The sequence below is a fragment of the Cupriavidus sp. GW821-FHT07C08 genome (genome assembly GCF_059419025.1).
In genome coordinates, this window is record NZ_JBWKQZ010000032.1 from 100,347 (window position 1) to 114,356 (window position 14,010).

Consider the following 14,010-nt stretch of genomic DNA (forward strand, 5'->3'; position numbering starts at 1 on the left):
CGCCCTACGCCACCCTGAACCCATGCGTCCCATCGCGCTCCAGTTGCGCGATCAGGCCGAACTCCCAGTCCAGGTAGCCCTGCATCGCCTCGCGCGGGTTGTCGGTGCCCTCATACGGCCGGCGGTAGCGGTCGGTGCGTTCCGAGGCCAGGCGCATTTCCCCGCTTTCCAGCGGCAGTCCCGCGGCAATCCATGCCTGGGTGCCGCCTTCCAGCACGAACACTTCCGCATGGGTCAGGCGCCGCAGGTCGGCAGCGGCAAAGCGCGCCAGCAGGCTCGATCCGCAGGTGAGCACGTAGCGCCTGGGCTGCGGGATGCGTGGCAGCGCGTCGGCCAGCTGGGCGCGAATGACGAAGTACGCGCCGGGAATATGGCGCTTGACGTAGTTGGCGCTGGTGGTGAAGTCGAGGACAGCGGTGCTGCCATCGCCTGCGTCAAGCCACGTGGCCAGTTCCGCTGCAGTGACGGTCGACACTGGCGCTGACGCCGGCACCGGTGCGCTGACCGCGCCGGTCTCGCTGCGCTCTGCCGCCGCCACCGGTTCCACCACCCAGATGTCCCAACCCATCTGCGCCAGCCATGAGCCGGTCATGCTGGCGCGCACGTCGTCATCATCCGCCAGCACGATGCGCGCGCCACGCACCGGAGCGGAATGGTCGGTCTCCTGCACCAGCTGGCCACCCGGCGCGTTGACAAAGCCCGGCAGGTGGCCATCGGCGAATTCCTCGGGCGTGCGGACATCAAAGCGGTACACGGTGCGGCCGGGCTGCTGCAGCGTTTCGATCTGGGCCAGCGCAATACGGCGCACGCCGGCCCGGTTGGCGATCTCGCGCGCGCCGCGGCGGGCGCTGTCGCGGTTGGCGTCGCTGACCGCGGCGGGGGCGCGGCGGCTGGCACCGTGGTCCAGTTGCTGGCCGGCCAGGGTCCAGCCAATGGTGCCGTTGCGCAGCGCCGCCACCGGGTTGGGAATGCCCGCGTTGACCAGCGACTGCGTGCCGATGATGCTGCGCGTGCGCCCGGCGCAGTTGACGATCACGCGCGTGTGCGGATCGGGCGCCAGCTCGCGCACGCGCAGCACCAGTTCGGCCCCCGGCACGCTGGTCGCGGTGGGAATGCTCATGGTCTGGTACTCGTCGAAGCGGCGCGCATCGACGATCACCACATCGGCCCTGGTGTCGATCAATGCCTGCACTTCCTCGGCGGCCAGCGACGGCGTGTGGCGCTTTGCCTCCACCACCTCGCCGAACGACTTGCTCGGCACGTTGACGTCGCGGAACACCTCGCCGCCGTCGTTGATCCAGGCGCGCAGTCCGCCTTCCAGCAGGTGCACGCGCGTATAGCCCAGCTCGCGCAGCGCGGCCGCGGCGCGCGGCGCCAGGTCAGTGCCGGCGTATTCGCCGTAGACGACGATCAGCGTGTCGCGGCGCGGGATGCGCGCCCACGCCTCGATCTCAAGCCTGGACAGCGGAAAATTGGCCGCCCATAGCGGGTGTTCCTGCGCGAAGGGATCTTCCTCGCGCACATCGATCAAGGCGATCTCGTCGCGGTTGAGCAGCGCCTTGCGCACCGCGTCGCGCGAGTATGTCGGAAAGGCCGGTGCGGCTTGCGTAGCAGTAATCGTGGTCATGACTGGGCAACTTCGCGGGAACGGTCCCACAGGTTAGGCAGGGTCCGGTTGGAATAGCCGGAGACAAAGGGCTTGCGCGTGCCGTCCTCGGCATAGACCGAACGGCGCACCGCGCCGATATTGGCGCCGTACACATGGATGCTGACCGAGACGCGGTCGTCATGCACGTTGTTGACAAGGTGGATATCGCCGACCGTGGGCGATACGGCCTCGACCTGCCCGGGCAGCAAGCGCACGGCGTCGCCATGCGGTACAGGCCGGCCGTCGGTGTCGAGCGCGAACGGCTGCGAGTCTTCCGCGCCCCGCAGCATGCCGATCAGGCCCCATACGGTGTGGTCGTGGATGGGTGTGCGCTGGCCCGGCCCCCAGACAAAGCTGACGACCGAGAAGCGTTCGGCGGAATCGCAATGCAGCAGGTGCTGCTGGTAGTACTCGGGATGCGACTGGGCCCAGGCTTCGGGCAGCCAGTCGTCGCGCGCAACCAGCTTTGCCAGCAGCGCCCCGCCTTCGCGCAGGATGCGGGGCTCGTCCGGGTGCTGGTCCAGCAGCGCGGCCAGGCCGGTGATGAAGTCGCGCAGCGGCGCGAGCGTGTTGGGGGTGGGGGTGCTGCCCATGGGAATGACTCCGGAGTGTCTCGTACTGGTTTGCCGGCGCGCCGGGCGCCTGCGGTGCGGCCCTCTGCGGGGCGGTGCTGCTGCAAACATAGCATGGCCAGGCGGGCCCGCGCTTACAGGCCAAGCTGCGCACGCCCGGCGGCGACCAGGACGGAATCGTTCTGCGGCGTATGGATGCGGCTGCACAGCACGTCGCGGTAGTGGCGCTCGAGCGGGTTGTTGCGGCTCAGGCCGTGGTTGCCGGATAGCTGCAGCGCCAGCTCCACCGCGCGGATCGCATTGCCTGTCACGGTGTACTTGAGCAACCCGCTGTCGGCCGGCGTGGGCGCCTCGCCCGCGTCGGTGCGCGCGGCGGCATCGTCCAGCAACACCTGGTTGGCCCGCAACAACGCGGCGATCTCGCCGATGGCTTCCTGCACGCGCGGCAGCGTGGCCAGCGGCGCGCCCAGGCTGCCGGGCGCGCGCTCGCGAACGAAATCGCCGATCCATGCGGCGGCGGCGCGTGCCACCGCGTCATAGAGGCTGCCCAGCAGCACGATCATCCAGGCCTGCTGGTCGGCGTTGGCGTCGATGTCGGCCTGGCTGGCACCGGCCGGCGCCCATGCTGACGGCAGGCGGATATCGACTGCGTGGCCAGGCGGGATCCAGACATTGTCGAGCACGGTCTCATGGCTGCCTGAAGCGCGCAGGCCAAGGTGGTTCCAGTTCTCGACGATGCGCACGCCGGCGATGCCGACCGCCGGTCCGGGGACCAGGAACACGCCCACGCGCGGCTGCGGTTCGTCGGTGCGCGCCCAGACCGCCAGCCAGCGCAGCGCCGGGATGCCGGTGCTGTACAGCTTGCGGCCGCTGATGCGCCAGCCGTCGGCCACGCGCGTGGCCACCGTGGCCGGCAGGCCGCCGCGTGCCGGCGATCCCAGTTCCGGCTCCACCCGCAACGCGTTGATCAGCGCACCGTCCTGCACCGCGCTGGCAAAGACCTGGTCACGCACGGTCTGCGGCCAGTGCGAATCGGCGCGGGCGATCGCGCGGTGCTGCAGGTAGGTCATAGTCAGCACCAGCGCGGTCGCGGCATCGCTGCCCGCCACCGCGGCCACGATGCGGCGCGCCTGCGCCAGGCCCGCCCCGCCGCCGCCCTGCGCGTGCGGCACCACCTGCGCAATCAGGCCATTGGCATGCAACTGCGCAAAGTTGTCGTGCGGAAAGCTGGCAGCGGCATCGTGCGCGCCGGCACTGGCGGCAAAGCGCGCGGCAAGCCCGGCCAGCACCTCGCCAAGGCGCACTTCGCTGCTGGGCAGCCTGCGCAGGGTAGACGTTAAAGACATGGAAAAAGACTCCGGGAAGGATGACGACTAGGCGCGGAATCGGCGCGCGGCTCGCCACCGAATGCCGCAAAGTGTCCTGTTCCGCAAATACCTTGCCATGAAATCGCCCAGTTGGCCGCCATGCGTCGTTGCTCGTCGTTGCCATAGCTACGGCAATGGCGCCTCCTCGCGCCTAGCCTGACGACCAACTGGACGATTTCATTTTGGCAAGCTATCTGCGGAACAGGACACTAGCGTAGCGCCGCCACCGCATTACGAAAACGACGCTTATTGAATATGGACCGTCGTTTTTATTCGTTAGCGAGCGCGCGCGCCTGTCGTACTTTCTGCCTCAGCCCAACACCATCCGGGCGGTCACGCTGCCGCCCTCACCGAATACAGGAGAACGCGCATGAGCGTCGATTTCATCGGCATGATCCAGAGCCAGAAGCAGTCCGAAATCCATCCGCCCGCGGGGCCGGTGATCGATCGCGACTATGTGCGCGCCTTTGCCCAGGCCCACGAGCAGGCCGGCTTCGACCGCATCCTGGTGCCGCACCATTCCACCGGGCCGTCGGCCACGCTGACCATCGCCTACGCGGCCAGCGTGACCGAGCGCATCCACTTCATGCTGGCGCACCGCCCCGGCTTTACCGCACCGACGCTGGCCGCGCGCCAGATCGCCACGCTCGACCAGTTCAGCGGCGGCCGCCTCGGGGTGCACTTCATCTCGGGCGGCTCGGACAGCGAGCAGCAGCGCGACGGCGACTTCCTCGACCATGACCAGCGCTATGCGCGCACCGATGAGTACCTGCATATCTTGCGCCGCATCTGGACCGAGCCCGCGCCGTTCGACCACGAAGGCCAGTTCTACCGCTTTACGCAGGGCTTCTCGGAGGTCAAGCCCGCGCAGCAGCCGCATGTGCCGATCTATTTCGGCGGCGCCTCGGAAGCGGCGCTGGCCGTGGCCGGCAAGCATGCCGACGTCTATGCGCTGTGGGGCGAGTCGCTCGAACAGGTGCGCGAGCTGACCGGCCGCGTGCGTGCCGAAGCCGCGCAGCACGGCCGCACGGTGCGCTTCTCGGTGTCGTTCCGCCCGGTGCTGGCCGAGACCGAAGAGAAAGCCTGGGCCCGCGCCGACAGCATCCTGGAGCGCACCCGCGCCCTGCGCGTGCAGGCCGGCTACAGCCGCGGCGGCCCGCAGCAGAGCGAAGGCGCACGGCGCCTGCTCGCGGCGGCCGACAAGGGCGACCGGGTCGACCAGCGCCTGTGGACCGCGATCGCGCGCGAGACCGGCGGGCGCTCCAATTCCACCGGCCTGGTCGGCACGCCGGAGCAGGTGGCGCAGGCCCTGCTGGCGTACTACGAACTGGGCGTCACCACCTTCCTGATCCGCGGCTTCGATCCGCTGGAAGACGCCATCGACTATGGCCGCGAGCTGATCCCGCGCGTGCGCGAGCTGGTGGCGCAGCACGACGCCGCGCAGCGGGCGGAGCGCAAGGCCGCCTGATGGCCTCACCACACCACACAACGAAGACGGGGAGTCTCACCATGAGCCAGGACAACAACAATCACGCGGACCCGCGCCGGCGCAGCGTGCTGCGGCTGGCCGGCGCCGCCGCCATCGCCGCACCGTCGCTGATCCTGGGCCGACAGGCCTGGTCGGCGCCGCGCAAGCTGACCTTCGCGTGGAACCAGAACTCCTTCTGCCTGACGCCGATCGTGGTGGCGCAGGAGAAGGGCTTCTTTGAGAAGAACGGCCTGCAGGTCGACCTGATCAACTACAGCGGCTCGACCGACCAGTTGCTGGAATCGATCGCCACCGGCAAGGCCGATGCCGCGGTCGGCATGATCCACCGCTGGCTCAAGCCGCTGGAAGCCGGCTTCGACGTCAAGATCATCGGCAGCTCGCACGGCGGCTGCGTGCGGCTGGTGGGATCGAAAGCGGCGGGGGTCACCAGCCTGCAGCAGCTGAAGGGAAAGACCGTCGGCGTCAGCGACCTGGCGGCGCCGGGCAAGCACTTCTTCACCATCCTGCTGGCCAAGAACGGCATCGACCCGGACAAGGACATCACCTGGCGCCAGTACCCGGCCGACCTGCTGGGCGTGGCGGTGGACAAGGGAGAGATCCAGGCGATCGCCGACGGCGACCCCAACCTCTACCTGCTGGAAAAGCGCACCAACGGCGCCTACGTGGAACTGGCCACCAACCTCACCGGCGAGTACGCGCGCAAGGTCTGCTGCGTGGTCGGCGCCCGCGGCGAGCTGGTGCGCAACGACCGCCCCGCCGCCACGTCGCTGGCGCGCGCCATCGTGCAGGCCACCGACTACGTCAACGAGAACCCCAACGAGGCCGCCAGGGTCTTCGCCAAGTACTCGCCCAAGATCAACCCGGAAGACCTGCGCAAGCTCTACGCCACGCTGACCTATACGCACCACCCGACCGGCGTCGACCTGCGCGACGAGATCGCCTTCTACGCCGATGATTTCCGCCGCATCGGCGTGCTGAAGCAGACCACCGATGCCAAACGCCTGGCGCAGCACGTCTACGCCAATGTCCTGGGGTGATGCCATGACGACAAGCCAACCTGCATTCGACGCCGGGCTCGCACGCGAGCCAGCTTCGCCTGCCATCGCCACCGTACGTGGTACCAGCCCGGTCTGGGCCACGGGCATCGTCGCGGCCCTGGCGTGGGGCGCGTTCGGCGCGCTGACGTGGCAATGGCCCAACAAGATGGTGGGCTTTAGCGACTGGGCCTATACGGAGGAACTGGGTATTGCCGCGCTGGCGGGCGCCGTGCTGCTAGCGCTGGTTGCGCTCGTCGGCGAGCGTGTTCATGCGGCGCAACGCGCGTTGGCCGCGTTGCGCACCGCCGGTCCGTGGCTGGTCGCACTGCCGGTGGTGCTGTCGGCGTGGGAAATCCTGACAGCCAAGACCGCGATCCTGCCAACGCCCTTCTTTGCGCCGCCGCAGGCGCTGATCGAAGTCTATGCCGACGACTGGCTGCGACTGGGCGACAGCGTGCTCAATACGCTCAAGCTGCTCGGGCTGGGCGTGGCCTACGGCGGGCTGGCCGGCTTCCTGGTGGGCGTCTCGATCGGCTGGTCGCGCCGTATTGGCTACTGGGTGCATCCGGTGCTCCGCGTGCTGGGCCCGCTGCCGTCGACCGCGCTGCTGCCGCTGACCTTCTACTTCTTCCCGTCGAGCTATTCCGCCGGGGTGTTCCTGATCGCGCTGGCCACGGCCTTCCCGGTGGCGGTGCTGACGTGGTCAGGCGTGGCCGGCGTCAACAAGAGCTACTACGACGTGGCGCGCACCATGGGCGCCTCGGGCTGGTTCCTGGTGCTGCGCGTGGCGATCCCGGCGGCGCTGCCGCAGGTATTCGTCGGCCTGTTCATGGGGCTGGGCGCTTCGTTCTCGGTGCTGGTGACGGCGGAGATGATGGGCGTGAAGTCGGGCCTGGGCTGGTACCTGACGTGGGCGCAGGGCTGGGCTTCGTACGTCAATATGTATGCGGCGCTGATCGTGATGGCGCTGCTGTTCTCGGGCGTGATCACGCTGCTGTTCGTGGCGCGTGACCGGGTGCTGTCGTGGCAGAAGGGGACGGTGAAATGGTGAGTGTTGCAGAACGGCGGGAGAGGGAAGTCAATGCCGTGGGGAGCCAGGCCCCGGAAACCCTGACCGGTGCCCGCATCGACATCCATCAGGTCAGCCACTGGTTCGGCAGCGGCAGCGACCGGCTGCAGGTGCTGGACGACGTCGACCTGAGCGTCGCACCGGGCGAATTCGTCGCGCTGCTGGGGCCCAGCGGTTGCGGCAAGTCCACGCTGCTGCGGCTGGTGGCGGGGCTGGACCAGCCCGCCTCCGGCGAGATCCTGCAGGACGGCACCCCGATCACCGAGCCTGACCCCTCGCGCATCGTGGTGTTCCAGGACCCCACGCTGTATCCGTGGCGGCGCGTATGGGACAACGTCGCGCTGGGCCTGCAGGCACGCGGCGTGCTGCCAAGCCAGCGTCCGCGCGTGGATGATGCGCTGCGGCGCGTAGGGCTGGAAACCTTCGCCCGCGCCTTCCCGCACCAGCTCTCCGGCGGCATGGCGCAGCGCGTGGCGCTGGCGCGCGCGCTGGTCAACGATCCGCGCCTGCTGGTGCTGGACGAGCCGCTGGGCAAACTAGACTCATTGACGCGGCTGGCGATGCAGAGCGACCTGGTCGAACTGTGGCAACGCTCGCGCTTTTCGGCGCTGCTGGTCACGCACGACGTGGAGGAAGCGCTGTTCCTGGCGCAGCGCGTGATCATCTTCAGCCAGCGTCCGGCACGCATCACGGCGGAGATCCGGGTCGACCTGCCCTACCCGCGCCATCGCGGCGATCCGCGGCTGACCGGGCTGCGGCACGAAGCGCTGCGCCACCTGGGGCTGGACGCGAGCTGGTAATGGCGTTGCGCTTCACCTCGCGGGCCGCCAGATGAGCGGCCCGCCTCCGCAGGCATGGCTCAATGGACTGCTGGTCCTGATCGAGAAATTCCAGCTGGCCCTGTTGTCGCTGTGGCATGCCCTTGGCCTGACCGGCGACAGCCACGGCCAGCCCGCGTGGCCGTGGGCACGGCGCGTGGCGGGCGAAACCCTGCTGATCGACCTGGGCCTCGCGCGCCAGGTCGGCCTGAGCCTGTGCGCTTTTGTCTTTGCCGTGCTGGCCATTACCGCCGCGCTGGCATGGCGACGCCATCGCGGCGTGCTGCTGGCCGCCGGTGCGCTCGCCCTGGTGGCGGCTCCCTGGCCCAGCGCAGCGCTGCTGTTGGTGCCGGCCGCGCCGACCAGCTTCCACGCCAGCCCTACCCGCTTTTCGGTCGATGCCATCGCGCTCGGCGCCCGGGTCTATGCGCAGCATTGCGCCAGCTGCCACGGCGCGGACGGGCGCGGGGAAGGCCCGCTGGCCGCCAGCCTGGCGCAGTGGCCGCCCACGCTGGTCAGCCCGCTGCTGGCGCGCCGCGCGGATGGCGAGCTGTTCTGGCATGTGCTGGCCGGCATGCGCGACCGTCACGGCCAGCCCACCATGCCGGCCTTCCGCGACACCCTGGGCGACGGTGAGGCCTGGGCCGTGATCGACTACATGAAGGCGCTGTCGGCTGGCAGCGGCGCCGGTGCCGACGGCAACTGGCCGGTACCGCTGCGGCTGCCGGAAATGGCCGTCCGCTGCGTCGATGCCGCACCTCTGCCACTGTCGCAGTGGCGCGCGGACCAGCGCGTGCGGCTGGTGGCTGTCGACGGGGCGGCGCCGCTGCCGTATGAAGATCCCCGCTTCCTGACCGTGCTGGTCACGCCCGACGGGCGCCCGCCGGCGCAGGTGCCGCGCTTTCGTGCCGGCTGCACGGCCATGTCGCCGCATGCGTGGCAGGCGGTGGCGGCAATCGCCGGTGAATCGCCCGCACGGCTGGCAGGCACCCAGCTGCTGGCTGACCGTACCGGGTGGCTGCGCGCGCGTGGTGCGCCCGGCCGGCAATGGTCCGATGCAGACCTTGTTTGCGTGTCAGGGCCCAGCGCCAACACCCCGCGCAATGCTGCGGAACCAGCGGATGGCCTGACCGCCCTGCTCTTGCGCATGGACGCCGAGCCGGTGCGCTTCGTCAAGGGCGGCTTTATCCATTGATCGCGTCCACCGCGCGCCTTGGCCGTCGTCCTCCCGGATTATTCGCTGCCAGCGAATTCTGACTTTCCATCCATTGCGCTGATTGCCCTCGCTCCTGCCAGTAACCTGCGCACGAAGACAAAGCCAACGTGGATCGGTGACATGATGCAGACAGGGATGGCCGTGGCAAGCGCAGCTTGCCGGCCTGCGGCGTGAGCCCCATGAGAGGGGCCCGGGAACTGCAAGGCATCCTGCTGATAGTGGCGGCGGTAGCCTGCTTCGCTGCGCTCGATACGCTGACAAAGATCGCAGGCGCGGCCGTGCCAGTCGTGATGGCGCTATGGCTGCGCTACCTGGCGCAGGCGGCGCTGACCGGCGCGGTGTTGCTGCCGGCTCGCGGCCGCGCCCTGCTGCGCACGCGCCGGCCGCTGCTGCAGTGCGCGCGTGCGGTGGCGATGCTGCTGTCCAGCGGCTGCGCGTTCTTCAGCCTGCAAGTGCTGCCGGTAGGCGAGTTCACCGCCGTTGTGAGCCTGACGCCGCTGGCGATGGCGCTGGCCGCGGCGGCCATGCTTGGCGAACGCGTGTCGGCCGTGCGGTGGCTCTTCCTGTTGACGGGATTTGTCGGGGCCCTGGTGGTGATCCGCCCGGACGCGGGCCTGCAGCCCGCGATGCTGTTGCCGCTGGGGGCAGTGCTGTCCAATGCCGCATACCAGTTGCTGACCAGCGTGCTGACCCGTGTCGATGGCGTCGGGACCACGCACTTCTATACAGGCTGCGTTGCCACGGTGCTGCTCTCGGCAGCGCTGCCGAGCGCATGGACCTCGCAACTCACGGCATTGCACTGGTGCCTGCTCGCTGGCATGGCGCTCGCCGGCACCGCCGGCCACCTGTTCCTGGTCCTTGCCTATGCGCGCGCGCCGGTCAGCCTGCTTACCCCTTATCTCTACCTGCAGATCGCCTTTGCGATGCTTGGCGGCTGGCTGGCATTCGCCTATCTGCCCGATGCGTGGTCCGTGCTCGGCGTTGCGTTGATCGCCGCCAGCGGCGTGGGCGGCACTGTGGCGGCGGCCCGTGACCGGGAACTGCCGGGGCGGCCCGTCGGGGCGACATAGCCGCCCCGCTGCCGCCGTCAGTCCAGCCCGAGCAGCGCCCGCGCCTGTGCCGGCGTTGCCACCGCCCGGCCGTACTGCCCGCAAAGCTGCGCCACGCGGCCAACCAGTTGCGCGTTGCTGGCCGCCAGTGTGTCCTTGTCCCAGCGGATGTTGTCTTCCAGACCGGTACGGCAGTGTCCGCCGAGCTCCAGCGTCCAGTGATTGACTTCCAGCTGGTGGCGGCCGATGCCGGCGGCCGTCCATGTCGCGCCCGGCAACAGCGTTTGCAGTTGCTCGACCTGGAACGCCAGGATCTCGCGCCGCGCCGGCAGCGCATTGCGGATGCCGAACACGAACTGCACGTGCGGCGGCGCCGCGATCAGCCCTTCTTTCACCAGTTCCGCCGTGTTGTAGAGCATCGCCAGGTCGAAGATCTCGATTTCCGGCTTGACGTGGAATTCCCGCATCGTGGTGGCCAGCGTGCGCACAAAGTCCGGCGGGTTTTCGTAGACGCTGGTGGGAAAGTTGACCGAGCCGGTGGCAAGCGAAGCCATGTCTGGCCGCAGATGGAGCATCGCGCCACGCTGGCTGGCCTCGCGGCCGCGTCCGCCGGTGGAGAACTGCACGATCATGCCCGGGCAGTGTTTTCGGATGCCTTCCTGCAGCGCGGCGAATCGCGTCGGATCGGAGCTCGAATTTTCCAGTTCGTCGCGCACGTGCAGGTGAACCAGGGTGGCACCGGCCTCATAGCTGGCGTGCGTGCTTTCGATCTGTTCAGCCACCGAAATGGGCACGGCCGGGTTGTCCTTCTTGCGCGGCACGGAACCGGTGATGGCCACGGAAATGATGCACGGTTGCATGGAATGTCTCCTGTAGGGAATGTTGTGAGCGGATGACGATGATGTTCAGCTGTGCCGCAGCTGCGCCTGTGCGGCCATGCGCACCGAAGCGTTGACCGCGCCGTAGCCGGTGTAGCCGCTGCGTTGCACGAGTTCGAAGAAAAACCGTTCGTGGAACGGCTCGGTGTAGGCGTGCAGGAATTCACCATGGGCGTCGCGGTCGTAGAGCAGGCCGAGACCTTGCAGGCGTTCCAGCAGCGCGTCGTCGAGCGCGAGCCGCGCGGCCACGTCGTCGTAGTAGTTGTCCGGCACGTGGAGCATCGCGGCGCGGGTGCGGTCGATGGCTTCCAGCGTCTGCCCGATGCGTTCCGACCGGAAGGCGATGTGGTGCACGCCCGAGCCCGCGTAAGCGGCGACAAAGCGCCCGGTGGCGGTGCGGCCGCTCTCGGACACGTTGAGCGGGATGCGAACATGCTGGCCGGGGCTGACCATGGCGCGGCTCTTCACCAGGCCATACGGATCGGCGATCTCATGCACGGCCTCCGGCCGCATGGCGAACACCGAGCGGTAGAACAGCACGAAGCTGTCGAGCCGGTTCGCCGGCAGCGCCTGCGCGATATGGTCGATGGCGGACAACCCGGCGCCGTGGTGGACGGTTTGCGCGGGCGTATCGAGCACGAAGTCGCTCTCATAGATGCTGCGGTCGGCGTCGCGGTCGTCGATCAGGTGGAACAGCATGCCGTCGGGCGAGCGCAGCGCCGGGATCACGCGCTCGTCGGGCCCCACCGGCTCGCGCCACTCCTTGCACAGCAGCGCGCGGGCGCGCGCCATGGCGCGGCGTGCGTCGTCCACTTTCAGGCCGATGGCGCACACCGACGGGCCGTGCAGTTGGAAGTGCTCGGCGGCGGCGCTGTCCTGCTCGGCATTCAGGATCAGGTTGACGCCGCCCTGGCGGTACAGGTCGACCGCCTTGGAGCGATGGCGGCCGGCATGGGCAAAGCCAAGCGATTCCAGCCGTTGCGCGAGTTCGCGGCCAGCCACGTAATCGACGGCAAACTCGACGAAATCCACGCCGTCCAGCACCGGCGGCGCAGGCAGCGGCGTGCCGCCCGCCTCTGACTCCAGCCAGATCAGCGAGCGCAGCCCGTCTTGCGCGGTCAGCCGTGCCGGCGCCGCGCGGAAGTCGTCGTTGAAGACCTCCAGCGACAACGGCCCGTTGTAGCCCGCCTGCAGCACGGCGCGGGCGAAATCGGTCACCGGCAGGTCGCCCTGCCCGGGAAAGTTGCGGTAGTGGCGGCTCCACGACAGCACGTCCATCGACAGGCGTGGCGCGTCGGCCAGTTGCACAAAGAAGATCTTGTCCTCCGGCACAACGTCCAGACCCTGCAGCGAATCGCCCAGCGACAGCGTATGGAAGCTGTCCAGCACCAGCCCCAGCGCGGGGTGGTCGGCGCGCTGCACGATGTCCCACGCCTGCCGCCAGCGGCGCGTATGGCGGCCCCAGGCAAGCGCCTCGTAACCGACGCGCAGCCCGCGCCGCGCGGCGGCCTCTGCCATCCGGCGCAGGTCGGCGGCAGCGCGGGCGGGGTCGTCGATGGCAACCTCCTGCACATTGCTGCACACCAGCACCATCTCCGCGCCAAGCTGCTCCATCACATCGAACTTGCGTTCGGCGCGCGCCATATTGCGGACAAAAAGGTCATCCGGCATGGCCTCGAAGTCGCGCAGCGGCTGGTAAAGCAGGATCTGCAGGCCGAGGTCGGCCGCCATGCGGCGCACCTCGGCCGGTGAGCCGTCGAAGTGCAGCAGGTCGTTCTCGAAGATTTCCACGCCGTCGAAGCCCGCGGCCGCGGCGGCTTCCAGTTTTTCCGGCAGCGTGCCGGACAGCGAGACGGTGGCGATCGATTTCGGGAGAGGCCTGCGGGCTGCGGTCATGGCGATTGCGAGGTGGCGACGGTATTGCCCTAAAGGTTATGAGCGAGCCAGCCCGTCAACAACCACAATTCGCGCGCAAGCGTGCGACAATCGCTCCATTGCGATCATCCCTCGCGCGAAATTCGGGTTAACCATGGAAAAAGAACCGCTGAGCCGGCGCGACTGGATCGCCGGGCTGGAAAAAGGCCTGGCCATCCTGGAGGCCTTCGACAACGACCATCCGCGCCTTACGCCCACGCAGGCGGCGCAGCTGACCGGCCTGACGCGCACGGCTGCGCGTCGTTACCTGCTGACGCTGGAGCACCTCGGCTACACCACCAGCGACGGCACGCTGTTCAGCCTGACGCCGCGCGTGCTCAAGGTGGGCTGGTCGTATTTCGACTCGGCGCGGCTGCCGCGCACGGTGCAGCCGTTCCTGCAGCAGATCACCGCGCAGCTCGGCGAGGCGGCCTACCTGAGCGTGCTCGATGGCTGGGAGCTGGTGTTTATCGCGCGCACCAGCACCAGCCGCGTGATGAGCACCGGCTTCGTGCTGGGGGCACGGGTGCCGGCGCCGCTGGGCTCGGCCGGGGTGATGATGCTGGCCTCGCGCCCCGAGCAGCAGGTGCGCGAATGGCTGGAATCTGTCGTGCTCGCACCCTACACCCCTTACACAATCCTGCAACATGAGCGCCTGCTCGAAGAGATCCGCAAGGCCGGCGCACAGGGCTATGCGATGCTGGAGCAGCAGCTGCAGACCGGCGTGCGCGGCATCGCCGTGCCGCTGCGCGACCGCCACGGCAAGGTGATCGCCGCGCTGTCGGTCAATATGCCGATCGGCGACGAGACCGCACAGCAGGCGCTGGACCGGGTATTGCAGGTGTTGCAGGACACCGCGCTGCTGATCATGCGGGTGCTTTAGATACTATGGAAGGGCTGGCCCAAGTAAGCCCCTGGAGTAAAACGAGGATTCGGATAACCCGTTTTTCGAA

At 68.7% G+C, this 14,010-nt stretch carries 12 protein-coding genes; 7 read left to right on the plus strand and 5 right to left on the minus strand.

What is annotated here, in order from left to right; genetic code table 11:
• Positions 1 to 4: 4 nt before the first annotated feature.
• From AC07UK_RS31115 to AC07UK_RS31125, 3 genes are all read right to left on the minus strand, one after another.
• A complete protein-coding gene (locus tag AC07UK_RS31115) occupies positions 5 to 1,627 on the minus strand; it encodes a rhodanese-related sulfurtransferase (RefSeq protein WP_436225096.1) in 1,623 nt (540 codons plus the stop codon).
• Complete coding sequence (locus AC07UK_RS31120; RefSeq protein WP_436225095.1) at positions 1,624 to 2,241, minus strand: cysteine dioxygenase family protein; 618 nt, start codon at positions 2,239 to 2,241, stop codon at positions 1,624 to 1,626. The genes AC07UK_RS31115 and AC07UK_RS31120 overlap by 4 nt, the downstream gene beginning before the upstream one ends.
• A gap of 113 nt (positions 2,242 to 2,354) precedes the next feature.
• The gene (locus AC07UK_RS31125; RefSeq protein ID WP_436225094.1) at positions 2,355 to 3,566 is read right to left on the minus strand and encodes an acyl-CoA dehydrogenase family protein; all 1,212 of its coding nucleotides are present in this window, start codon (positions 3,564 to 3,566) and stop codon (positions 2,355 to 2,357) included.
• Positions 3,567 to 3,957: 391 nt separating this feature from the next.
• Here AC07UK_RS31125 and AC07UK_RS31130 point away from each other — a divergent pair, with 391 nt between their 5' ends.
• The 6 genes from AC07UK_RS31130 to AC07UK_RS31155 all read left to right on the plus strand — a co-directional run bounded on the left by AC07UK_RS31130 (position 3,958) and on the right by AC07UK_RS31155 (position 10,286).
• On the plus strand, positions 3,958 to 5,055 hold the full coding sequence (locus AC07UK_RS31130; RefSeq protein WP_436225093.1) for an LLM class flavin-dependent oxidoreductase: 1,098 nt from the start codon (positions 3,958 to 3,960) through the stop codon (positions 5,053 to 5,055).
• Between the two features lie 41 nt (positions 5,056 to 5,096).
• Positions 5,097 to 6,113 carry an ABC transporter substrate-binding protein gene (locus tag AC07UK_RS31135; RefSeq protein ID WP_436225092.1) on the plus strand — a complete coding sequence of 339 codons (1,017 nt, stop codon included), beginning with the start codon at positions 5,097 to 5,099 and terminating at the stop codon, positions 6,111 to 6,113.
• Positions 6,114 to 6,117: 4 nt separating this feature from the next.
• Positions 6,118 to 7,164, plus strand: coding sequence for an ABC transporter permease (locus AC07UK_RS31140; protein ID WP_494687168.1), 1,047 nt, complete (start codon positions 6,118 to 6,120; stop codon positions 7,162 to 7,164).
• The gene (locus tag AC07UK_RS31145; RefSeq protein WP_436225090.1) at positions 7,158 to 7,982 is read left to right on the plus strand and encodes an ABC transporter ATP-binding protein; all 825 of its coding nucleotides are present in this window, start codon (positions 7,158 to 7,160) and stop codon (positions 7,980 to 7,982) included. The genes AC07UK_RS31140 and AC07UK_RS31145 overlap by 7 nt, the downstream gene beginning before the upstream one ends.
• A gap of 31 nt (positions 7,983 to 8,013) precedes the next feature.
• A complete protein-coding gene (locus AC07UK_RS31150; RefSeq protein ID WP_494687169.1) occupies positions 8,014 to 9,195 on the plus strand; it encodes a c-type cytochrome in 1,182 nt (393 codons plus the stop codon).
• 200 nt (positions 9,196 to 9,395) lie between these two features.
• On the plus strand, positions 9,396 to 10,286 hold the full coding sequence (locus tag AC07UK_RS31155; protein ID WP_436225088.1) for a DMT family transporter: 891 nt from the start codon (positions 9,396 to 9,398) through the stop codon (positions 10,284 to 10,286).
• A gap of 17 nt (positions 10,287 to 10,303) precedes the next feature.
• Here AC07UK_RS31155 and AC07UK_RS31160 read toward each other — a convergent pair whose 3' ends face one another.
• Together AC07UK_RS31160 and AC07UK_RS31165 are read right to left on the minus strand one after the other, a co-directional pair.
• Positions 10,304 to 11,125: a 3-oxoadipate:acetyl-CoA acetyltransferase gene (locus AC07UK_RS31160; protein ID WP_436225087.1), complete on the minus strand. Its 822-nt coding sequence runs from the start codon at positions 11,123 to 11,125 to the stop codon at positions 10,304 to 10,306.
• A 45-nt stretch (positions 11,126 to 11,170) separates the two neighbouring features.
• Complete coding sequence (locus AC07UK_RS31165) at positions 11,171 to 13,039, minus strand: bifunctional sugar phosphate isomerase/epimerase/4-hydroxyphenylpyruvate dioxygenase family protein (protein ID WP_436225086.1); 1,869 nt, start codon at positions 13,037 to 13,039, stop codon at positions 11,171 to 11,173.
• 133 nt (positions 13,040 to 13,172) lie between these two features.
• Between AC07UK_RS31165 and AC07UK_RS31170 the strand changes: the two genes are divergently transcribed.
• On the plus strand, positions 13,173 to 13,940 hold the full coding sequence (locus AC07UK_RS31170) for an IclR family transcriptional regulator domain-containing protein (protein WP_153953385.1): 768 nt from the start codon (positions 13,173 to 13,175) through the stop codon (positions 13,938 to 13,940).
• Positions 13,941 to 14,010 lie beyond the last annotated feature (70 nt).

Coding starts and splice junctions, on each gene's coding strand:
- AC07UK_RS31115 (WP_436225096.1), bottom strand. CDS start 1,627: ATGACCACGATTACTGCTACGCAAGCCGCACCGGCCTTTCCGACATAC.
- AC07UK_RS31120 (WP_436225095.1), bottom strand. CDS start 2,241: ATGGGCAGCACCCCCACCCCCAACACGCTCGCGCCGCTGCGCGACTTC.
- AC07UK_RS31125 (WP_436225094.1), bottom strand. CDS start 3,566: ATGTCTTTAACGTCTACCCTGCGCAGGCTGCCCAGCAGCGAAGTGCGC.
- AC07UK_RS31130 (WP_436225093.1), top strand. CDS start 3,958: ATGAGCGTCGATTTCATCGGCATGATCCAGAGCCAGAAGCAGTCCGAA.
- AC07UK_RS31135 (WP_436225092.1), top strand. CDS start 5,097: ATGAGCCAGGACAACAACAATCACGCGGACCCGCGCCGGCGCAGCGTG.
- AC07UK_RS31140 (WP_494687168.1), top strand. CDS start 6,118: ATGACGACAAGCCAACCTGCATTCGACGCCGGGCTCGCACGCGAGCCA.
- AC07UK_RS31145 (WP_436225090.1), top strand. CDS start 7,158: ATGGTGAGTGTTGCAGAACGGCGGGAGAGGGAAGTCAATGCCGTGGGG.
- AC07UK_RS31150 (WP_494687169.1), top strand. CDS start 8,014: ATGAGCGGCCCGCCTCCGCAGGCATGGCTCAATGGACTGCTGGTCCTG.
- AC07UK_RS31155 (WP_436225088.1), top strand. CDS start 9,396: ATGAGAGGGGCCCGGGAACTGCAAGGCATCCTGCTGATAGTGGCGGCG.
- AC07UK_RS31160 (WP_436225087.1), bottom strand. CDS start 11,125: ATGCAACCGTGCATCATTTCCGTGGCCATCACCGGTTCCGTGCCGCGC.
- AC07UK_RS31165 (WP_436225086.1), bottom strand. CDS start 13,039: ATGACCGCAGCCCGCAGGCCTCTCCCGAAATCGATCGCCACCGTCTCG.
- AC07UK_RS31170 (WP_153953385.1), top strand. CDS start 13,173: ATGGAAAAAGAACCGCTGAGCCGGCGCGACTGGATCGCCGGGCTGGAA.